The organism is Curtobacterium sp. AC272 (assembly GCF_979258155.1).
Window position 1 is genome coordinate 1,512,521 of the sequence record NZ_OZ409838.1, and the last position, 19,928, is coordinate 1,532,448.

Annotated in this window: 16 protein-coding genes and 4 pseudogenes; 11 read left to right on the top strand and 9 right to left on the bottom strand. The window is 69.0% G+C overall.

From position 1 onward, the window contains the following. The first annotated feature begins 26 nt into the window (after positions 1-26). The 3 genes and pseudogenes from chvE (at position 27) to mmsB (ending at position 3,977) form a co-directional block, all read left to right on the top strand. Positions 27-1,157 (top strand): multiple monosaccharide ABC transporter substrate-binding protein, encoded by a 1,131-nt coding sequence (chvE, locus tag ACZZ0J_RS07660; RefSeq protein WP_123672475.1) that lies wholly within the window; start codon positions 27-29, stop codon positions 1,155-1,157. Between the two features lie 102 nt (positions 1,158-1,259). After that, positions 1,260-2,786, top strand: a pseudogene (gene mmsA, locus ACZZ0J_RS07665) (multiple monosaccharide ABC transporter ATP-binding protein); the annotation flags it as partial. 9 nt (positions 2,787-2,795) lie between these two features. Next, positions 2,796-3,977 carry a multiple monosaccharide ABC transporter permease gene (gene mmsB, locus ACZZ0J_RS07670; RefSeq protein ID WP_111086259.1) on the top strand — a complete coding sequence of 394 codons (1,182 nt, stop codon included), beginning with the start codon at positions 2,796-2,798 and terminating at the stop codon, positions 3,975-3,977. Positions 3,978-4,066: 89 nt separating this feature from the next. On the opposite strand, the gene ACZZ0J_RS07675 is transcribed toward mmsB, so the two are convergent. After that, complete coding sequence (locus tag ACZZ0J_RS07675) at positions 4,067-5,404, bottom strand: alpha-amylase family glycosyl hydrolase (RefSeq protein ID WP_463436096.1); 1,338 nt, start codon at positions 5,402-5,404, stop codon at positions 4,067-4,069. Positions 5,405-5,485: 81 nt separating this feature from the next. On the opposite strand from ACZZ0J_RS07675, the gene ACZZ0J_RS07680 reads away from it, so the two are divergent. After that, positions 5,486-5,884, top strand: coding sequence for a DUF3253 domain-containing protein (locus ACZZ0J_RS07680; RefSeq protein WP_463436098.1), 399 nt, complete (start codon positions 5,486-5,488; stop codon positions 5,882-5,884). 11 nt (positions 5,885-5,895) lie between these two features. Here the strand turns inward: ACZZ0J_RS07680 and ACZZ0J_RS07685 are convergent, their stop codons facing one another. Then, a complete protein-coding gene (locus tag ACZZ0J_RS07685) occupies positions 5,896-6,123 on the bottom strand; it encodes a hypothetical protein (protein ID WP_463436100.1) in 228 nt (75 codons plus the stop codon). Continuing rightward, positions 6,123-6,632 (bottom strand): nucleotidyltransferase domain-containing protein, encoded by a 510-nt coding sequence (locus tag ACZZ0J_RS07690; protein ID WP_173169219.1) that lies wholly within the window; start codon positions 6,630-6,632, stop codon positions 6,123-6,125. Before ACZZ0J_RS07690 ends, ACZZ0J_RS07685 begins: the two co-directional genes overlap by 1 nt. A gap of 203 nt (positions 6,633-6,835) precedes the next feature. On the opposite strand from ACZZ0J_RS07690, the gene ACZZ0J_RS07695 reads away from it, so the two are divergent. After that, positions 6,836-7,936 (top strand): SDR family oxidoreductase, encoded by a 1,101-nt coding sequence (locus tag ACZZ0J_RS07695; RefSeq protein WP_463436103.1) that lies wholly within the window; start codon positions 6,836-6,838, stop codon positions 7,934-7,936. 22 nt (positions 7,937-7,958) lie between these two features. Here the strand turns inward: ACZZ0J_RS07695 and ACZZ0J_RS07700 are convergent, their stop codons facing one another. Beyond that, positions 7,959-8,306 (bottom strand): DoxX family protein, encoded by a 348-nt coding sequence (locus ACZZ0J_RS07700; RefSeq protein WP_463436105.1) that lies wholly within the window; start codon positions 8,304-8,306, stop codon positions 7,959-7,961. 92 nt (positions 8,307-8,398) lie between these two features. Between ACZZ0J_RS07700 and ACZZ0J_RS07705 the strand changes: the two are divergent. The 3 genes and pseudogenes from ACZZ0J_RS07705 to ACZZ0J_RS07715 form a co-directional block, all read left to right on the top strand. After that, a pseudogene (locus ACZZ0J_RS07705) lies at positions 8,399-8,938 on the top strand (TetR/AcrR family transcriptional regulator); the annotation flags it as partial. Between the two features lie 257 nt (positions 8,939-9,195). After that, complete coding sequence (locus ACZZ0J_RS07710) at positions 9,196-9,351, top strand: hypothetical protein (protein WP_463438244.1); 156 nt, start codon at positions 9,196-9,198, stop codon at positions 9,349-9,351. Further along, positions 9,348-9,812 (top strand): hypothetical protein, encoded by a 465-nt coding sequence (locus ACZZ0J_RS07715; RefSeq protein WP_123338690.1) that lies wholly within the window; start codon positions 9,348-9,350, stop codon positions 9,810-9,812. The genes ACZZ0J_RS07710 and ACZZ0J_RS07715 overlap by 4 nt, the downstream gene beginning before the upstream one ends. Before the next feature lie 88 nt (positions 9,813-9,900). Here ACZZ0J_RS07715 and ACZZ0J_RS07720 read toward each other — a convergent pair whose 3' ends face one another. The 4 genes from ACZZ0J_RS07720 to ACZZ0J_RS07735 form a co-directional block, all read right to left on the bottom strand. Then, entirely contained in the window at positions 9,901-11,730 is a 1,830-nt protein-coding gene (locus tag ACZZ0J_RS07720; RefSeq protein ID WP_463436107.1) for a glycoside hydrolase family 35 protein, read from the bottom strand. 68 nt (positions 11,731-11,798) lie between these two features. Then, entirely contained in the window at positions 11,799-13,133 is a 1,335-nt protein-coding gene (locus tag ACZZ0J_RS07725; RefSeq protein WP_194646725.1) for an ABC transporter substrate-binding protein, read from the bottom strand. A gap of 99 nt (positions 13,134-13,232) precedes the next feature. Beyond that, on the bottom strand, positions 13,233-14,222 hold the full coding sequence (locus ACZZ0J_RS07730; RefSeq protein WP_207906668.1) for a carbohydrate ABC transporter permease: 990 nt from the start codon (positions 14,220-14,222) through the stop codon (positions 13,233-13,235). Continuing rightward, positions 14,219-15,043 (bottom strand): carbohydrate ABC transporter permease, encoded by an 825-nt coding sequence (locus ACZZ0J_RS07735; RefSeq protein ID WP_240347395.1) that lies wholly within the window; start codon positions 15,041-15,043, stop codon positions 14,219-14,221. The genes ACZZ0J_RS07730 and ACZZ0J_RS07735 overlap by 4 nt, the downstream gene beginning before the upstream one ends. Positions 15,044-15,431: 388 nt before the next feature. Between ACZZ0J_RS07735 and ACZZ0J_RS07740 the strand changes: the two are divergent. Continuing rightward, a pseudogene (locus ACZZ0J_RS07740) lies at positions 15,432-16,390 on the top strand (LacI family DNA-binding transcriptional regulator). 369 nt (positions 16,391-16,759) lie between these two features. Here ACZZ0J_RS07740 and arfA read toward each other — a convergent pair. Further along, positions 16,760-18,264 (bottom strand): annotated as a pseudogene (gene arfA, locus ACZZ0J_RS07745) (arabinosylfuranosidase ArfA). A gap of 261 nt (positions 18,265-18,525) precedes the next feature. Between arfA and ACZZ0J_RS07750 the strand changes: the two are divergent. Both ACZZ0J_RS07750 and ACZZ0J_RS07755 read left to right on the top strand, forming a co-directional pair. Next, positions 18,526-19,050, top strand: a complete 525-nt coding sequence (locus ACZZ0J_RS07750) for a hypothetical protein (protein WP_463436113.1) — start codon at positions 18,526-18,528, stop codon at positions 19,048-19,050. Then, the gene (locus ACZZ0J_RS07755; RefSeq protein ID WP_463436115.1) at positions 19,007-19,879 is read left to right on the top strand and encodes a type 2 periplasmic-binding domain-containing protein; all 873 of its coding nucleotides are present in this window, start codon (positions 19,007-19,009) and stop codon (positions 19,877-19,879) included. Before ACZZ0J_RS07750 ends, ACZZ0J_RS07755 begins: the two co-directional genes overlap by 44 nt. Positions 19,880-19,928 lie beyond the last annotated feature (49 nt).

The window sequence follows — 19,928 nt, forward strand, 5'->3', positions numbered from 1 at the left end:
GACGCGAGAGGAACAGAGGTACTTCGATGACGAAGCGCAGGATCATCGCGGGCGTTGCAGCCCTCGGCATCGCGATCGCACTCGCCGGCTGCTCGGCCGGTGGCCGCGCGTCCACCGACGGCGGCGGCAGCAGCAGCGACAACAAGGGCGCCCTCGTCGGCGTCGCCATGCCGACCAAGGTCTCGGAACGCTGGATCAAGGACGGCGACGCCGTCAAGAGCGACCTCGAGAAGGCCGGTTACAAGGTCGACCTCGAGTACGGCGACAACAAGGTCCAGCAGCAGGCCCAGCAGGTCAGCAACATGATCACGAAGGGCGCGAAGGTCCTCATCATCGCGTCGATCGACGGCGGAGCCCTCTCCGACCAGCTCGACGCCGCCGCCAAGGCCGGCATCAAGGTGATCTCCTACGACCGCCTGCTGACGGGCAACAAGAACGTCGACTACTACGTGTCGTTCGACAACGAGAAGGTCGGCGTCGACCAGGCGACGAGCCTGCTCACCGGCCTCGGCGTCCTCGACGACAAGGGCGAGAAGACCGGCGAGAAGGGCCCGTTCAACATCGAGGTCTTCGCCGGCTCGCTCGACGACAACAACGCCAGCTTCTTCTTCAACGGCGCCATGAAGACCCTCAAGCCGTACCTCGAGGACGGCACGCTGAAGATCCAGTCGGGTCAGGACCAGCTCTCGCAGGCCGCCACGCAGCAGTGGGACCCGGCGACCGCCAAGGCCCGCATGCAGAACCTGGTCGCGAAGTCGTACTCGGGCGGCACCACGCTCGACGGCGTGCTCTCGCCGTACGACGGCATCTCGATCGGCATCATCTCCGCACTGCAGGGTGCCGGCTACGGCACCAGCGACCGTCCGCTGCCGATCGTGACGGGCCAGGACGCCGAGGCGGCCTCGGTCAAGTCGATCATCGCCGGTCAGCAGTACTCGACCATCTACAAGGACACCCGAAAGCTCGCCAAGCAGTCGGTCACCATGGCCGAGGACCTGCTCACCGGTGACAAGCCCGAGGTCAACGACACGAAGAGCTACGACAACAAGGTCAAGGTCGTCCCGACCTTCCTGTTCCAGCCGACGGTCGTCACCAAGGACAACTACAAGGAAGTCCTCGTCGACTCCGGCTACTACACCGAAGCCGACCTGAAGTAGTCGCAACCCACCTGTCGGACAGGAGGCACGGGTCGACCCCGCCCCGTGCCTCCCGTCCGCCCCATCCGCGCGCCACGGCGCGCACCACGGAAGGCGGTCGACGTGACGGACACGATCCTCGAGATGCGTGACATCACCAAGACGTTCCCCGGCGTGAAGGCCCTGCAGGGCGTCTCGATCGAGGTCGAGCGTGGCCAGGTCCACGCCATCTGCGGCGAGAACGGCGCCGGCAAGTCGACCCTCATGAAGGTGTTGTCGGGCGTCTACCCGCACGGCTCCTTCGAGGGCGAGATCCTGCTCGACGGGTCGCCCGTCGAGTTCCACGACATCAACGGTTCCGAAGCAGCCGGCGTCGTCATCATCCACCAGGAGCTCGCACTCAGCCCGTTCCTGTCGATCGCCGAGAACATCTTCCTCGGCAACGAGCGGTCCAAGGGCGGCTTCATCGACTGGAACAAGACGAACCTGGCAGCAGCCGAGCTCCTGCAGCGCGTCGGTCTCAAGGACAACCCGGTCACGAAGATCGTGGACATCGGTGTCGGCAAGCAGCAGCTCGTCGAGATCGCGAAGGCACTGTCGAAGAAGGTCAAGCTCCTCATCCTCGACGAGCCCACCGCCGCCCTGAACGACGACGACTCCGCGCACCTGCTCGAGCTCATCCGCTCGCTGCAGGCCGAGGGCATGACGGCGATCATCATCAGCCACAAGCTCAACGAGATCAAGGCGATCGCCGACAAGGTCACGATCATCCGTGACGGCAAGACCATCGAGACGCTCGACATGCACGCCGACGACGTCTCCGAGGACCGCATCATCCGCGGGATGGTCGGCCGCGACCTGTCGAACCGGTACCCCGAGCACGAGCCGAAGATCGGCGAGGAGCTCCTGCGGATCGAGGACTGGACGGTCCACCACCCGCTCGACGGGTCGCGCGAGATCATCCACCAGGTCGACCTGAACGTGCGCGCCGGCGAGATCGTCGGCATCGCCGGACTCATGGGCGCCGGGCGGACCGAACTCGCGATGAGCGTGTTCGGCCGGTCGTACGGATCCGGCATCAGCGGCACCGTCTACAAGCGCGGCGAGCCGATCAAGACCCACACGGTGTCGCAGGCGATCGACCACGGCATCGCCTACGTCACCGAGGACCGCAAGCGCTACGGCCTGAACCTGATCGACGACATCAAACGGAACATCTCCGGGTCGGCGCTCGGCAAGCTCGCCAGCTGGGGCTTCGTGAACGCGTCCGAGGAGACCACGGTCGCCGGGCAGTTCCTGAAGAACCTCAACATCAAGGCACCGAACGTCGACGTCATCACGGGCAAGCTCTCCGGCGGCAACCAGCAGAAGGTCGTCCTGTCGAAGTGGATGTACACCGATCCGGACGTGCTCATCCTCGACGAGCCCACCCGCGGCATCGACGTCGGTGCGAAGTACGAGATCTACACGATCATCAACAGCCTCGCGGACCAGGGCAAGGGGGTCATCGTGATCTCCTCGGAGCTCCCGGAGCTCCTCGGCATCTGCGACCGCATCTACACACTCTCCGAGGGCACCATCACCGCCGATGTGCCCCGCTCCGAGGCCACCCCAGAGGTCCTCATGCAGTACATGACCCAGGAACGGGAGACCCTGTCAATGAACGCGCTTAAGTCCGCCGCCGGCTACCTCACCGGGCAGCTCCGACAGATCGGCCTGTTCATCGCGCTGATCGTCATCGTCGTCTTCTTCCAGGTGACGACCAACGGCATCACCCTGGCCCCGATCAACGTCTCGAACCTGATCGTCCAGAACAGCTACATCCTCATCCTCGCCATCGGCATGGTGATGGTCATCATCGCCGGGCACATCGACCTGTCCGTCGGGTCGGTCGTCGCCTTCACCGGCGCCATGGCCGGCGTGATGATCACGCAGTGGCACATCCCGTGGCCGATCGCCGTCGTGCTCTGCCTCGTCGTCGGAGCGCTCGTCGGCGCCTGGCAGGGGTTCTGGATCGCCTACTTCGGGATCCCGGCGTTCATCGTCACCCTGGCCGGCATGCTCGCCTTCCGCGGTGCGGCCCAGATCGTGCTGCACAACCAGCAGATCTCGCCGTTCCCGGACGGGTTCCGTGCCCTCGGCTCCGGCTTCCTGCCGTCGTTCGGCACCACCGGGTACGAGCCGCTCACGATGATCCTCGGCTTCGCCGCCGCGGCCGTCATGGCCGTCACCGCGTTCCGCGGCCGGGCCACCCGCCGCAAGTACCAGCTCGAGAGCGAACCGTTCGCCTGGTTCATCGTGAAGCTCGTCTTCGGCGTCGTGCTGGTCGTCTACGTGGCCCTGCTGCTCGCGAGCTACAACGGCACCCCGATCGTGCTCGTCATCCTCGGTGCGCTCGTGGTGATCTACTCGGTCATCATGCGGAGCGCGGTGTTCGGCCGCCACGTCTACGCCATCGGCGGCAACGCCCTGGCCGCGCAGCTGTCCGGCGTGAAGACGAAGCGCGTCACGTTCATGCTCTTCGTCAACATGGGGGTCATCTCGGCCCTGGCCGGCGTGGTCTTCACCGGCCAGCTCAACCTGGCGGCACCCGGTGCGGGCAACGGCTTCGAGCTCGACGCCATCGCCGCGGTGTTCATCGGTGGCGCAGCGGTCACCGGCGGCATCGGCACGGTCCCCGGCGCCATCGTCGGCGGTCTCATCATCGGCCTGCTGAACAACGGCATGTCGATCCTCGGTGTCGGCACCGAGTACCAGTCGCTCATCAAGGGCTTGGTCCTGCTCGCCGCCGTCGCGTTCGACGTGTTCAACAAGCGTCGGGCGGCTGCCGCGCGCAAGTAGGGCGTCCGCCGCTCCCCGAGACTCGGGCTGAGCGACACGACTCGCGTCACCAGGCGCGAGGACTGTCGCCCAGCCCGAGTCTCGTCGCGTCAGCGGGTGAGGACCGCCCAACCCCGGGCCGGGAGGCGCAGGGTTCCGTCCCCGAGATCCGCGCCGCCAGCCTCCACTTGCGTCGCATCCGCCGCGGGCACCTCGACGGGATCGGCCGACAGGTTCAGGGCGGTCACGACCGCCGCGTCGGACGTCGCGGTGCGCAGGACGATCGCCGTGTTGGTCACGTACACGACGTCGGTGTGCGCCCGGTGCAACCACGGGTTGCGGCGGCGCAGGGCGATCAGGGCCTCGTACGCGTGCGTCAGATCGCCCGCTGCGGGTGGTGCGTCCGGGAACTCCGGTCGGACCGCGTCGTCGCCACCCTCGCGTTCCTCCTTCACCCCGGTCCAGCCGTACTCGTCGCCCGCGTAGACGATCAGGGTGCCGGCGACGGTGAACAACACCGCGGCCGCGTGTCCGGCGAACTGCTCCCCCACCGCGCTTGCGATGCGGGTGACGTCGTGGTTGCCGATGAACGTCGTCGGGGCGAACGTCTCCAGCAGGGCGTCGTGCCGCTCGATCGCGTGCGCCAGTTCGTGGCCGTTGCCGTCCGCGATGCCGTGCCAGATGCCCTGCCACAGTTCGTACTGCGTCAACGAGTCCATGGTCGACTCCCGCGCGATCGCCGCCGCGTCGCCGTGGATCACCTCACCGCTGAACCACGCGTCCGGGAACCGCTCGCGCACCCGCGGCAGCACCCTGGCCCAGAACGCCGGTGGCACCGCGTACGCCGCATCGAGGCGCCAGCCGTCGATCCCACGCTCAAGCCAGTGCGTCATGATCTGCACGACGAGGTCCTCGGTCGCTCGGCTGTCGTGGTCCAGCGCCACGAGGATGTCGTGTCCCTCGAACAACCCGACGGGCACCGGCTGCCCCGGCGACCACCCCGACCAGTCGATCGCGAACAGGCCAGCGGTCGCCGCGTCCGGTCCTGCTTCTTCGATCGCCCGGAACGCCGGGTGCTCACGGCCGACGTGGTTGAAGACACCGTCGAGCAGGACCCGGATCCCCCGCTCGTGCGCCGCGGACACCAGGCGCTCGAGGTCGGCGTCGTCGCCGAGTCGAGGGTCGATCCGGAAGTGGTCCACCGTGTCGTAGCCATGGGTGGAACTCGCGAACACCGGCCCGAGCACGAGGCCGTTCAGCCCGAGGTCCACGATGTGGTCGAGCCAGGGTTCGATGCGACCGAGACGGTGCTCGACGGCGCGCTCCTCGACCGGCACCCCCGGGCGGACGTCCGCCCCGACGAACCCGAGCGGGTACACGTGCCACCACATGACGTGCGGGACCCACGCGGGCTCGGGCGGACGGATCGGTGCGGTGTCGGTGCTCACCGCTCCGATGCTGCCAGCCGCGCCTGTGCTGGGCGCTCCCGTGCTGGGAACGGACAGGGACGGCAGGACGAGGATGTGGGCATGGGACGTGCGATCAGGACGGAAGCGGACGCTGCGGCGTCGGAGTCGGCACAGGCCGAGCGGACCTGTGCGTCGTGCGGCCGTCGGATGCCGTCGACGGCGGCGCCCGAGGCCAAGTGGTGCTCCCGTGCCTGCCGTCGCCACGGGGTCGACCCGACGGACCTGGCGCTCGAACAGCGCATCGATGAACTGCTCGCCGCACGGGCACGCACTTCGAGCATCTGCCCGTCCGAGGTGGCGAGGTCGCTCGATCCTGACGACTGGCGCCCGCTCATGGAACCCGCTCGTCGAGCGGCCCGGCGCATGATGGCCCGCGGCGAGGTCGAGATCACCCAGGGCGGCTCCGTCGTGGACCCGTCGACTGCGAAGGGCCCGATCCGCATCCGCCGCCCGCGGTGAGCCGCGGGCACTCAGAGACGCTCGTGCAGTGTCCGAACGAGCCGTTCGAGTGCCGTGACGAGTGCACGGGTCTTCTCCTGTGCTGCGATGCCTCCCAGTACGGCATTCGCGCCGGCGGTCTTCCAGTCAGCGTGGCTGGCCGACTCGGCGTACATCTGCGCGACTTCGAAGTAGGACGCCGCCTCGTCCCGTCGCATCTCGACGGCACGCCGATCGACCGCCCGCACTCGGCCGGCCATCAGATGAGTGTCCTGATCTCCTCGCCGAAGACAGTCCGGGCCTCGTCACGCCACGAGCCGACCAGCGGATCCCCCTCGGCAACGAATCGGCGGAGGTCTGCACGGGTGACATCGAAGACCTGACACTCGTTCCCGGTCCATCGCCGGACCAGATCACCGAGGCGGACCACCACTTCGGTGTCGACGGCATCGGCGAACACGACGAGCAGATCGAGGTCGGATGCCGGAGTGGCGGTGCCGCGAGCGACGGAGCCGAAGATCGACACCGAGAGCACCCCCGCGCCCGCAGACTCGACGAACGCTGCGATCCGGCGCTCGAGTTCGTCACCAGCATCGAGGCCGAGTTCGACCGCTGGCCAAAGCAGGTGCTCACGGTTCACCCGGTACGCCGAGTGCTGGAGGCCACGATCCACGCAGACGAGGCCCGCTTGCTCCAGTTTGTCGAGCGCCCGCTTGATGCCGGTGTGCTGTGCGGCGCCGGCGACTCGCGCCACCTGGCGGCCGGTCATGCCGGCATCGGTCCGGGCGAGCACTCGGAGTGCGTCTGCCTGGGTGGTACCGAGGAGTGTGGCGAGTGGTTTCACGAGTTGCATGCTGGCCTCCGGAAGCAGTGTACCGATTTTGAGTCCACGTGGGGCGGATTTGTGTACACCACCCGGTCGTCGCCCGCGGTGAGGGAACACCTGTCGCGCACCGTCGGTTGGGGACGGAGATGACTGCAACCGGATCGACCGAACCGACCCCCGTCCAGCCCCGAGCCCTCGTCGTGGGCGCGAGCGGCATCACCGGCTCCGCCCTGGTGAGCCACCTGCTCGGCCTCGGCTGGGACGTGACCGCGCTGTCGCGCCGACCGCTCCCCCAGCAGGACGTCCGGACCGTCGCCGCGGACCTCCGCGACCCCGACAGCCTCGGCGCCGCCCTGACCGACGAACGTCCCACGCACGTGTTCTTCACCGCGTGGCAGCGCCAGGAGACCGAAGCCGAGAACATCCGCGTGAACGGCGGCATGGTCCGCGACCTGCTCGCCGCACTCGCGCACGCTCCACTGGCGCACGTCGCGCTGGTGACCGGGCTGAAGCACTACCTCGGCCCCTTCGAGGCCTACGCCGCGGGCGAGATGCCGGACACGCCCTTCCACGAGGAAGAGCCCCGCCTGGACACCCCGAACTTCTACTACGCGCAGGAGGACGAACTCTTCGCCGCCGCTGAGCGCCAGGGCTTCACGTGGTCGGTGCACCGCTCGCACACCGTGATCGGGCACGCCGTCGGCAACGCGATGAACATGGGCCTGACGATCGCGGTGCAGGCCACCCTGGCGAAGGAGCTCGACCTGGACTTCGTGTTCCCGGGCAGCGAGGCGCAGTGGAACGGCCTGACCGACATGACCGAGGCGGGGATCCTCGCTGAGCAGATGGTCTGGGCGGCGACCGCACCCGAGGGTGCCGACGAGGCCTTCAACATCGTGAACGGCGACGTCTTCCGGTGGCGCTGGATGTGGCCGCGCCTGGCTGCACACCTCGGCGTCGACCCGGCGCGCGTGGTCGGGTACCAAGACGAGCCGCGTCCGCTCGAGCAGCAGATGGCGCCGTACGAGTCGGAGTGGGCCGGCATCGCCGAGCGACACGGTCTGGCCGAGGCGGACATCACACGGCTCGCCTCGTGGTGGCACACCGACGCCGACCTCGGTCGCGCGATGGAGGTCGTCACCGACATGGGGAAGAGCCGCGAGGCCGGGTTCACGGCCTTCCGCCGGACCGAACGCGCGTTCGCCGACCTCTTCGCGCGCTACCGGGCCGACCGACTCATCCCCTGAGCCGTCGGCCCGGAACAGCGGGCTACAGCGCGAGCAGGAGCACCACGAGCGTCGCGACCGAGAGCACCAGCAGGACGACGGCGCCCTGCAGGTCCCGGTCGTGCGCTCGGAGGTGCGCCACCACGGCGCCGACGAAGTAGACCGCCGCGCCGATGGCCGCGGCGATGGCGAGCGGCACCCACCAGATGCCGATGACGAGCCCGGCCGCAGCGGCGACCTCGAGCACCCCGAGGACCGTCATCTGCGAGGCGGTGACGTGGACGGCCTGCATCGAGGCGACGATCTTCGGGTTGCGGACGAGTTTCATGACGCCCGAGCCGAGCAGGGCCACGGCGAGGACGAGGGACAGGACGACGGCAGCGATGTGCACGGGGAACTCCAGGGAGTGAAACGGATGGTTGTCCCCGTTTCAAACCGGGCACTGCTCCCCGTATTCCCGGCCACGCGATCTAGGCTCGGTGCATGACCCGCCGAGACGTCGCCCGGAACCGTCAGGCGCTCGTCGACGCGGCCCGGTCCGCGTTCACCGACCACGGCCTCCAGGCTGCACTGGAGCCGATCGCGGTCGCAGCGGGACTCGGCAACGCGACCCTGTACCGGCACTTCCCGACCCGCGCGGCGCTGTGGGAAGCCGTCCTGGTCGATCCGATGCACGAGGTGCTCGACCTCGTCGAGCACTGCCGCGAGTTGTCCGCCTCGGACCCATGGGAGGGCTTCGCGACCTTCGTCCGCGAGACGGCGGCCATCGAGGCGCGCCGCACCGGGTTCAGCGAGCTCATGACCACCGACTACCGCGACGCTCCGGAACTCCTCCGGCTCCGCATCGCGGTGCAGGACGGGATCGACGCCCTCTTCACAGCCGGGCAGGCGGCCGCGGTCATCCGCGCCGACGCCACCCTGGCCGACGTCGCACTCCTGCAGCTGTCGATCGCGGAGACGATCCGCACCTTCGGCCGTGTCGCACCCGAGGCGTACCGACGCTGGGTGGACCTGGTGCTCGACGGGTTCCGGGCGGCAGACGTCCCGCGCGGCACGCTGGCCGGACGCCCCTGCGCGGTGACCAGGTCCGACGAGCCCTGGCGGAGCGCCACCAGGCGTGACCTGGCACGCTCGGACCATGACCGCCGAAGCCGACGACCACTTCTTCGTCGTCAACGGGCGACGATGGCGCCGCACCGACCCCGCGCTGCCCTGGGACGTCGCGGCGGCGCTCGAGCCACCTCGGTCGTGGGCGGAACGCCGTCAAGCAGGCCAAGCGCGTGGGCGACAACGACGCCTTGGCCGCGGCCCGGCACCGGAACGGACTCGCGAAGCACGGGCTCGGCGAACGGGGTCCGGAGTGGTGGACGCGCCCCGAGGCCGATCGGATCGCCGACGCCGAGCAGGCCCTCGCCGATCTGGACGCTCTGCCGTGACGACGATCCGTCCGCCGCGCCTGGACCGCATCCTGAACCTCATCGTGTTCGGCCCGGTGATGATCGGGACCGGAGTCGCACTTGCGAGCGTGGCCTTCGTGCCCGGAGCATCTGCGCGGGTGTTCGTCTTCGTCCTCGGTGTCGCCTTCATCGCCGGCGGGACCTGGGCCACGGCCAGGCTCCGACGCGTCGCCGTGTACCTGTCCGACGAAACCCTCCGGTACTCCGGCTTCTTGTCGTCGTGGACCGCACCGCGTGCGGGCGTCACCGCGGTGCTCGACGACGCGTACGTCGAGTGGCGCGACGATCGCGGGGTCGACCACCGACGGCAGATCTGGCTGCTGACCCGGGCATGGGAGGACGACGGCACGAGGTTCGCTCCGCTCTGGCGCTGGCGACGCGAGGCGCTCCTCGAGGTGCGGGCGTGGGCAGCGACTCACGAAGTCCGAAACGTCCCATGACGCCCGCGGTGGGAAGCGGAATCGGGCGTACCTGGTCGAAAGTTCCGACCAGGTACGCCCGATTCGACCAGGTACGCGGCGAGCCACGTCAGCCCTCGGTGTGGCCCAGGCTCGGCTCGAGGAGCAGGTGGGCCGTGCGGGACGCCGACGCGTGCAGCTCGAGGACGACGAGGTCGTTCCGGCCCTGGCGCAGGACCGGGCCAGGGATCGCCAGGGTCTGCTGCGGGCCGCGCGACCAGTACCGGCCGAGGCAGAACCCGTTCACCCACGCGACACCCTTGCGGAAGCCGTCGAGCGCCAGGTAGCGGTCGTCCACCGCGTCGAGGTCGAACGACCCTGCGGCGAAGGTCGGCCCGGCGAGCACCTCGCCGTCGGTCGGTTCCACAGCCGACAGCGCATCGAGGGCGGACGGTGCGATCGGGTCGAGCGCCAACGGTGCCGCGGTCCAGCGCGACAGCGGGACACCGTCGACGGCGACCCCGCCGATCAGGCCCTTCGGTTCGCCGATGCGGATGCCGTAGTCGACCCGGCCCTGGTCCTCGACGAGCAGTTCGAGCGTGCCGGTCACCGGCGGCAGGACGACGGCGCGGTCGTGGTGCTCGCGCTCCAGGACGCCGACGACGACGCCGTCGACGGACACGATCGCGCGGTCGCGGACCTCTTCCCCGATGGTCAGCACTCCGCCGGTCGGCAGGTCGACCTCGGCCCGGTACAGGACGAAGCCGCTGGCCGCACCGAGGGCGTCGAACGTCGGCGGCTCGTCGTGCGCCGACCAGGTCGTGAGCGTGGGCAGCAGGGAGCGCAGCGACGCGACGCGGTCGAGGCGGACGGCGAGGTCCGTGGCGGGGGCGATCCGGGCCTCCAGGCCGACTCCGTCCGCCGCATCGGACGCGAGTCGACCCGACCCACCCGGCTCCATCGACGCCGGCAACGGCGGCACGGGCGCGTAACGCTCGATGACCGCGCGGAAGGCGTGGAACTTCGGCGTCGGTCGGCCCGCCTCGTCGAGCGGGGCGTCGTAGTCGTACGACGTCGCGATCGGCCGGTACACACCCTTGTCGTTCGCGCCGTTCGTGAAGCCGAAGTTCGTGCCGCCGTGGAACATGTAGATGTTGACCGAGCCACCGGCGGCGAGCAGGACGTCGAGGTCCGCAGCGCTGTCCGTGGCCGAGGTGGTGTGGTGGTGCTCGCCCCAGCTGTCGAACCAGCCGTCCCAGAACTCCGAGCACATCAGGGGGCCGGTGGGCTGGGCCTGGCGGAGCCGCTCGAGGCGCGCGGCGGACCGCGAGCCGAACGAGCCGGTCTTGTGCAGCGACGGCAGCGAACCGTCCTCGAGCATGGTGCCCATCGGCTGGTCGACGCTCGTGAACGGGACGGTCAGCCCGATGTCGCGGTGCATCTGCTCGAGTGCACGCAGGTACTCGGGGTCGGAGCCGTACGCGCCGTACTCGTTCTCGACCTGCACCAGGACGATGGGCCCGCCCTGGTCGATCTGCCGCGGGACCAGCACGGTGGCCAGCTGCTGCAGGTACGTCTGGACCGCCGCGAGGAACCCGGGCTCGTTGCGCCGGACGCCCACGGAGCCGTCCGCGAACAACCAGTACGGCAGGCCGCCGTTGGTCCACTCCGCGCAGATGTAGGGGCCGGGTCGGACGATGGCGTGCATGCCCTCGGCGGCGACGAGGTCGAGGAACCGGCCGAGGTCGAGCCCGCCGGTCAGGTCGAAGACGTCGGGCGACGGCGCGTGCGCGTTCCAGGCGACGTAGGTCTCGATGGTGTTGAGGCCCATCAGCTTCGCCTTGCGGATCCGGTCGGCCCACAGGTCGGGGTGTACGCGGAAGTAGTGGATCGCACCGGACAGCACGCGGTGCGGCTCGCCGTCGAGCAGGAAGTCGGTGTCGCCGATGGCGAATCGCATGAGATGACTCTTTCAGACAGCGGGGTCGTGCGGACGATGTCCGCACGACCCCGGAGTTGGTGCCGGTGCTACTTGGTCGAGACCGTGAAGCCCTGGTCCTTGCCGTACTTGGCGAGGGCCTTCTGCCAGGCCTCGAGGCCGGCGTCGAGCGAGGTGCCGTTCTCGTACGCCTGACCGACGGTGTCGGCGTAGACGCTGTTCGCGTACACCTGGTACGGCAGGTAGGTGAAGTCGTTGTCCGAGGACTTCGACGCGTCGACGAGCACCTTGTTGATCTGCTGCCCACCGAAGTAGGACGGCTTCTCGTCGAGGAAGGCGGACGAGTCGAGGTCAGCGGTCGTCGAGGGGAACCCACCGGACTTCATGAAGACGTCGGTCGACTCCTTGGACGAGTTCAGCCACTTCAGGAAGCCCGCGGCCAGGGCCGGGTTCTTCGACTGCTTCATGACGACCTCGGCGCTGCCGCCGTTGTTCGCGGTCTGGGCGGTGCCACCGTCGTAGGTCGGCATCGGGGCGACGCGCCAGTCACCCGAGGCCTGGGCGACGCCGGACTCCAGGTTGCCGGGCATCCAGGCACCGGTGATCATCGTGGCGATCTCACCGTTGCCGAGCTGCTTGTACCAGTCGTCGGTCCAGCCGACGGTCTTCGACAGCAGGCCCTGCTCGACGAGCTCGTTCCAGGTGCTCGTCCACTTCTTCGAGCCCTCGTCCTGCAGGTTGATGGTCACCTTGTCACCGTCGGTGGTGAACGGGGTGCCACCGGCCTGGGCGATCATGCTCGTGGTGAAGCCGGCGTCGCCGGAGTCGGCCGCGATGTAGGCGTTCGGGTCGGCCTCGTGCAGCTTCTTCGCGGCGGCGACGTACTCGTCCCACGTCTTCGGCACGGCGATGTCGTGCTTGTCGAAGACCGTCTTGTTGTAGAACAGCGCCATGGGGCCGGAGTCCTGCGGCAGGCCGTAGACCTTGTCGTCGATCGAGACCGAGCTCCAGGTGCTCTTCGCGAACTTGTCCTCGAGCGAGTCGAAGCCGTAGCCGGACAGGTCGAGCAGCGAGTCGGACAGGGCGAACTGCGGCAGCGCGAAGTACTCGACCTGGGCGACGTCGGGGGCGCCCGAGCCGGCCTTCACGGTGTTCTGCAGCTTGGTGTACTGGTCGGCGCCGGTGCCGGCGTTGACGAGCTTGACCTTCACCTTGGGGTACTGCTTCTCGAACGCGGCGACCTGGGCCTTGGCGGAGGGGGTCCACGACCAGTAGGTCAGGGTGCCACCGTCCTTCAGCGCCTTGGTGATGTCGTCGGACGAGCCACCCGACGACGAGCCGCCGGACGCGCAGGCGGCGAGGGCGATCGTGGCGGTGACGCCGATGGCGAGGGCGCTGAGCCCGCGCCGGAGACGCTTGTTCATGGGGGTGCCTTTCACTTCTTCGTGGAGAGGGGGTAGTGCTGCTGTGTTCCGGACCGGAGGGCGCGGGGCGGGGTCGCCACGGGCCTCCCGTCCGACGGATCAGGCCTTGACGGACCCGGCCGCGAGGCCGGACTGCCAGAAGCGCTGGAGGAAGAGGAACGCGACCACGATCGGGATGATCGTGAGGAGCGATCCCGTGACGACGAGGTTGTAGATCGGCTGCGCGCCGGACCCGGTGGCCTGGGCGTTCCACTGGTTCAGGCCGACCGTCAGGGGGTACCACTTCGGGTCGCTCAGCATGATGAGCGGCAGGAAGTAGTTGTTCCAGGTGGCGACGACCGCGAAGAGCAGGACGGTGACGACACCGGGAGCGAGGAGGCGGAGCGCGATGGTGAAGAAGATCCGGAACTCGCCGGCGCCGTCCATGCGGGCGGCCTCGAGGAGCTCGGCGGGGATCGCGTCGACTGCGTAGGTCCAGATCAGGTACATGCCGAACGGGCTGATGAGCGACGGCAGGATGATCGACCACGGGGTGTTGGTCAGGCCGACCTGCGAGAAGAGCAGGAAGGTCGGGACCGCCAGGGCCGTGCCGGGCACCGCGATGGCACCGAGCACGATGGCGAACACCGCCCGGCGTCCGGGGAACTGGAACTTCGCCATGCCGTAGCCCGCGACGGTCGCGAGCAGGGTGGCGCCACCGGCACCGACGACCACGTAGAGCAGCGTGTTGCCGAACCACTGCAGGAAGATGCCGTCGTTGTACGTGACGGTGTCGACGATGTTCTGCCAGAGGTTGAAGTCCCCGCCGAACCAGAGCCCGAACGTGGAGAGCAGCGATGCCTGCGTCTTCGTGCTGTTCACGAGCAGGTAGAACAGCGGCGCGAACGAGTAGACGACGAAGACGACCATGACCGCGGTCAGCAGGCCGGAACGCTTCGGCTTGCGTCCGTCGACGTGCTGCTCGGCCTTCCGCTCGGCCTTCCGGGAGGCGCGGGTCGAGCGGGTGCGCGGGTCGCGCTGCGTCGTGGTCGCCTCGGTGACCGTGGCCGGCCCGGCGGCGCCGGTCGCGGGGTGCTGGATGGTGCTCATCGGTTCTCCTGGCGGGTTCCGCGGACCTGGACGACGTAGGCGATCACCGCGGTGATCACGCCCATCACGATCGCGACGGTGGCGGAGTAGTTGAACTGCTGGCCGCTGAAGGACAGCGAGTAGGCGTACATGTTCGGGGTGAAGGCGCTGCCGATGACGTTCGGGGCCAGGGTCTTCAGCAGGTTCGGCTCGTTGAAGAGCTGGAAGCTGCCGATGATCGAGAAGATCGTGGCGATGACCATCGGGCCGCGCAGGGCCGGGAGCTTGATCGAGAAGACCGTGCGCAGGGGGCCGGCGCCGTCGAGCTCGGCGGCCTCGTACAGCTCACCGGGCACCGTGCGGAGTGCGGCGTAGAAGATCAGCATGTTGTAGCCGAGGAACTCCCACGTGACCACGTTGCCGATGGAGGTCAGCACCCAGCTGGGGCTGAACGGCTGCAGCAGGTCGATGCCGAGCGCGTCGTTCGCCGCACCGGTCAGGCCGAACTGGTTGCCGTAGATGAAGCCCCAGATCAGGGCCGCGACGACACCGGGGACGGCGTAGGGCAGGAACACCGCGATGCGGAAGAAGCTCGTGCCCCAGAGCCGTGCGCTGTCGAGCGCGAGGGCGGCCACGAGTGCGAGCCCGAGCATGATCGGCACCTGGACGACCAGGAAGATCGCGACCCGACCGAAGCCGGACCAGAACTTGGCGTCCTGGAAGAGCTGGACGTAGTTGGCGAACCAGACGAACTGGTTGCCACCGATGAGCTGGTCGCGGAACAGGCTGAGCCAGAGGGCGTAGCCGATCGGGACGATGAGCATGGCGATCAGGACGACCACGAAGGGTCCGACGAACAGCCAGCCGGTGTAGCGCCCCCGCGCCTTGGTCCGGCGACCTGCCGGGCGGGGGCTGCCGGCTGCGCTGCGGCTGCCTCGCCGGGCCGCGCTGCGAGCGTGCTCATGTGACTCCTTCGTCTGCTGCGTTCGGGTGTCCGGTGTCGTCTGCCGCGACCCGGGCCCGGTGACGGGCGCTCTGGCGGTCGCAGATGTTGACGTCAACATCGAACGTCAGGACGATAGCATGGCAACGTCAACATGCGCTAGCGTCCGGGAACGCAGACTGCGTGATCCCGCAACGGAAGGAGCTCGAGCCGATGACGACCGAGTCCCCCGCCGGCACCCGCCGCTCCCCTCGATGGCCGCCGTCGCCGACGCCGCCGGGGTCTCGATGCAGACCGTCTCGCGCGTCGCCCGCGGGTTCGACAACGTCAGCCCGGACACCCGCGACCGCGTGCAGCGCGCGATGGACACCCTGGGCTACCGGCCGAACCGTGCCGCGCGGGCCCTGCGATCGGGGCGCTTCCGCACCATCGGCGTGATCATGTTCACGCTCGCGTCCTTCGGCAACATGCGCACGCTCGAGGCGATCGCCGACGCCGCCGGTGCCGCCGACTTCACGATCACGCTGCTGCCGATGGCCTCGCGCACCGAAGAGGGCGTGCGCTCCGCGTTCTCCCGCCTGCACGAACAGGCCGTCGACGGCGTCGTGATCATCATCGAGTCGCACATCATCGACACGGCCGAGGTCGTGCTGCCCGACGGCGTGCCCATGGTCATCATCGACTCCACCGGCAGCACCGACCACCCGGCGATCGACACCGACCAGACCGACGGAGCCCGCCAGGCCACCCAGCACCTGCTCGACCTCGGCCACGAGACCGTCTGGCACGTCGCCGGACCGACCTCGTCGTACTCCGCCGCACGCCGGTTGGCCGCGTGGCAGGACACCCTCGAGCGCGCCGGGCGGCACGTCCCGCCGGTGTTCCACGGCGGGTGGAGCACCGACTCCGGCTACCGCGCCGGCCTCACCATCGCCACACGCCCGGACATCACCGCCGTGTTCGCCGCCAACGACCAGACCGCGCTCGGGGTGCTCCGCGCCGCGCACGAGTTCGGGCGGTCCGTGCCGTCGTCGCTCAGCGTGGTGGGGTTCGACGACTCCCCGAGTCCGACTCCTTCTGGCCGCCGCTCACCACCGTGCACCAGTCCTTCGACGAGGTCGGGCGCCGAGCCGTCGCGAACCTGCTCGCCCAGATCGACGGCGAGAGCGTGTCCGCTGCGCCCGACCTGGTGCCCGTGCGCCTGGTCGAGCGGGCGAGCACGGCGCCGCCGCCTGCCGCGCGCTGACGCGGCCCGGCCGCGGGCCGCGGCCGCCGGCCGCGCGCCGAGACTCGCAGTGAGCGACCGATCTCGCGACCGCGGGCGCGAGAGTGTCGCCCAGGCCGAGACTCGGCCCGCAATCCCTGGACCCACCGGACGGGAGGCACGGTGCCAGCCCGCCACGGGCCTCCCGTCCGCCGCCCGGCCGAGTCTCGGGCACACTGCCCCGAGACTCGCGGTGAGCGACCGATCTCGCGACCGCGGGCGCAGAAGTGTCGCCCGGGCCGAGACTCGGCCCCCGCGCGCCCGCGCGGGAACGAGCAGAGGACGTCGGGCGCGAGCGCCCGACGTCCTCTGTGCTCACTCGACGCCCGCCGCAGCGCACGCCGAGGCGTCTCAGCCGATCGACACGGCGGTCCAGGACACGGGCGGCAGCTCGATCGTGATGGTGTCGCCGTCGCGGCTCACCGTCTCGTTCGTACGGAGCCCGACGCGCTCGGTGGACGAGAGGTCGTTCACGGCGTGGATGTCGTCGTCCCAGACGCCCTCGGCACGGACGTCGCCCGAGGCTGCCAGGCCCGCGAGGTCGATCGTGACGGTGGTCGACTCGGACGGGTGGCGGTTGATCAGGAAGACCGCTGCCGTGCCGTCCTCGGTCACGGTGGCGGCCGAGTCCACGACCGGCACCTCGCCGTACTTGCCGCCGTCGACGGTGTCACCCGAGGCCTTGACCTGCAGCGACGTGCCGTTCGCCAGGCGCGACGTCACCGAGAACGGGAAGAACGTCGTCTGGCGCCAGGCCGGGCCGCCGGGCTCGGTCATGATCGGGCCGATGACGTTGACGAGCTGCGCCAGCGAGGCCGAGGCGACGCGGTCCGCGTGGCGGAGCAGCGAGATGAGCAGTCCACCCACGACGACGGCGTCGGCGACGGTGTAGACGTCCTCGAGCAGGCGCGGGGCGACGGGCCAGTCCTGCGGTCGAAGGTCTTCTGCTGCTCGTTCCACTTCGAGATCGACCACACGTTCCACTCGTCGAACGAGATGTCGATGCGCTTGTCGGACTTCTTCTGCGCCTGCACGTGGTCGGCAGCGGTGGTGACCGTCTTGATGAAGTGGTCCATGTTGACGCCGGCGGCGAGGAACGACGGCAGGTCGTCGCCCTCTTCGTAGTAGGCGTGCGCCGAGATGTAGTCCACGTCGTCGTAGGTGTGCTCGAGGACGGTGCGCTCCCACTCGCCGAACGTCGGCATCGACGCTCCGGAGGAACCGCAGGCGACCAGCTCGAGGTCGGGCTGGATCTGGCGCATGGCCTTCGCGGTCATGGCGGCGAGCTTGCCGTAGTCGTCGGCGTTCTTGTGGCCGAGCTGCCACGGGCCGTCCATCTCGTTGCCGAGGCACCACATCTTGATGGCGAAGGGCTCCTGGCGGCCGTTGGACTTGCGGTACTCGGACAGTGCGGTGCCGGCGTCGATGTTCGCGTACTCGAGCAGCTCGATCGCTTCGGCGGTGCCACGTGTGCCGAGGTTCACGGCGAGCATGAGCTCCGAACCGACCTGGTCGAGCCAGTGCTGGAACTCGTGCAGGCCGACCTCGTTGGTCTCGGTCGAGTGCCAGGCCAGGTCGAGGCGCTTCGGGCGCTGCTCGACGAGGCCGACGCCGTCCTCCCACTTGTAGCCGGAGACGAAGTTGCCGCCGGGGTAGCGGATGGCGGAGACGCCGAGTTCCTTGACGAGCTCGACGACGTCCTTCCGGAAGCCGTGCTCGTCGGCGGTCTCGTGCGCGGGCTCGTGGATGCCGTCGTAGACGTGGCGGCCGAGGTGCTCGACGAACCCGCCGAACAGGCGACGTCGCACCGGCCCCACGGTGAACGCGGCGTCGAGGACGAGGTGTGTGCAGGGCATGGATCTCCTTCGATCGTGCGAGAGCGGGTACTGCGGGTCGTGCGGTGCGCGTGCTCGGTCCGGCGCCAGGGTAGCGAAGCGGACCGTCACCAAAGTGAGCGCTCACCTGGCAGAAACGCTACCGGGTTCCACGGCGACGCGAAAGGGGTGGCGGATGATCTTCGCGAGCGCTAATGTGAGCGCTCACGGAGCACCGACCCACCGCTCCGACGGAAGCACCGACCCTGCTCCGAGCCCGGCCCATCCCGATGGAGTGATGCCATGCCGAACCGCCCAGCAACACCCGCGTCGCGCGTCTCGCGCCGCGGCTTCCTCGCCGCCGGAGCGGCCGCCGCGACGGTCCTGCCGCTCGCCGCGTGCTCCAGCCCCATCGCCGCCGGTCTGGCCGGCAGTGCCCTCAACCCCGAGACGCTCGTCTTCTGGAACCTCTTCGGCGGCGGCGACGGCGTCCGGATGCAGGACATGGAAGCCGGGTACGCCAAGCAGCACGGCGGTTCGAGCTCACTGCAGGCGACGACGTTCGCGTGGGGCAACCCGTACTACTCGAAGGTCACACTCGCCACCGTCGGGAACAAGCCGCCGGACGTCGCGATCTCCCACCTCACCCGGGCGAAGCCGCTCTGGGACGGTGACCTGCTCGACCCCATCACGTCCGAGGACCTGGCGGGCGTCGGCCTCAGCGCCGCCGACTTCAACCAGAAGGCCTGGGCTGCGCAGAAGACCGACGGCAAGAACATCTCGTGTGCCGCTCGACACCCACCCCTTCGTGCTCTTCTACAACGTTGACGTGTGCCAGAAGGCCGGGCTGCTCGACGCTGACGGCAACCTCAAGGACCTGACCGGCATCGACGCGTTCGAGAGTGCCCTCGCGGCCGTCTCGAAGGTCACCGGCGGCACGGCCCTCAACGTCGCCAACGTCAGTGAGGTCGCGACCCCGTGGCGCTTCTTCTGGACGATGTACAACCAGGTCGAGGGCGCGACGCCGTTCATCAGCGACGGCGGCGCGAAGCTCACCGTCAACGAGGACGCCTACACGAAGGTCACCGACATGACCCAGAAGTGGGTCAAGAACGGCTGGCTCAACAAGGGCCTCGACTACGCCACCGCGCAGACGCTCATGTTCACGGGCAAGGCGGGCTTCTTCATGCAGGGCGAGTGGGAGATCAGCACCGCACAGTCGATCAAGGGGCTGAAGTTCGGGATGGCCCCGATCCCGCAGCTCTTCGACAAGCCGGCGACCCAGGCCGACTCGCACACGTTCATCCTGCCGCGCAAGGACCGCACGCCGGAGCAGAAGCAGGCGGCGATGCTCTTCATCAAGCAGATGCTCGAGCAGAGCCTGACCTGGGCACAGGGTGGCCACGTCCCTGCGTACCTGCCGACGTACGACAGCTCCGCGTACAAGAAGCTGACGCCGCAGTCGAACTACGCGTCGGCCGCCGAGACCGCGGTGTTCGACGACGCCGCCTGGTACGGCGGGTCCGGATCCACGTTCGAGAACACCGTGGGCGCCCAGCTGGCGCTCGTGCAGCAGGGCAGCAGCTCCCCCGCCGCCGCCCTGAGCGCGATCAAGTCCCAGCTGTCGACCTACCTGAACACGCCGAGTCCGCTGTGATCGGGCCGGCGACCACCACGAACGACGTGAACACCCTGCGAAAGGCACG

Coding starts and splice junctions, on each gene's coding strand:
- chvE (WP_123672475.1), top strand. CDS start 27: ATGACGAAGCGCAGGATCATCGCGGGCGTTGCAGCCCTCGGCATCGCG.
- mmsB (WP_111086259.1), top strand. CDS start 2,796: ATGAACGCGCTTAAGTCCGCCGCCGGCTACCTCACCGGGCAGCTCCGA.
- ACZZ0J_RS07680 (WP_463436098.1), top strand. CDS start 5,486: ATGGGACGTGCGATCAGGACGGAAGCGGACGCTGCGGCGTCGGAGTCG.
- ACZZ0J_RS07685 (WP_463436100.1), bottom strand. CDS start 6,123: ATGGCCGGCCGAGTGCGGGCGGTCGATCGGCGTGCCGTCGAGATGCGA.
- ACZZ0J_RS07690 (WP_173169219.1), bottom strand. CDS start 6,632: ATGACCGGCCGCCAGGTGGCGCGAGTCGCCGGCGCCGCACAGCACACC.
- ACZZ0J_RS07695 (WP_463436103.1), top strand. CDS start 6,836: ATGACTGCAACCGGATCGACCGAACCGACCCCCGTCCAGCCCCGAGCC.
- ACZZ0J_RS07720 (WP_463436107.1), bottom strand. CDS start 11,730: ATGCGATTCGCCATCGGCGACACCGACTTCCTGCTCGACGGCGAGCCG.
- ACZZ0J_RS07725 (WP_194646725.1), bottom strand. CDS start 13,133: ATGAACAAGCGTCTCCGGCGCGGGCTCAGCGCCCTCGCCATCGGCGTC.
- ACZZ0J_RS07730 (WP_207906668.1), bottom strand. CDS start 14,222: ATGAGCACCATCCAGCACCCCGCGACCGGCGCCGCCGGGCCGGCCACG.
- ACZZ0J_RS07750 (WP_463436113.1), top strand. CDS start 18,526: ATGCCGAACCGCCCAGCAACACCCGCGTCGCGCGTCTCGCGCCGCGGC.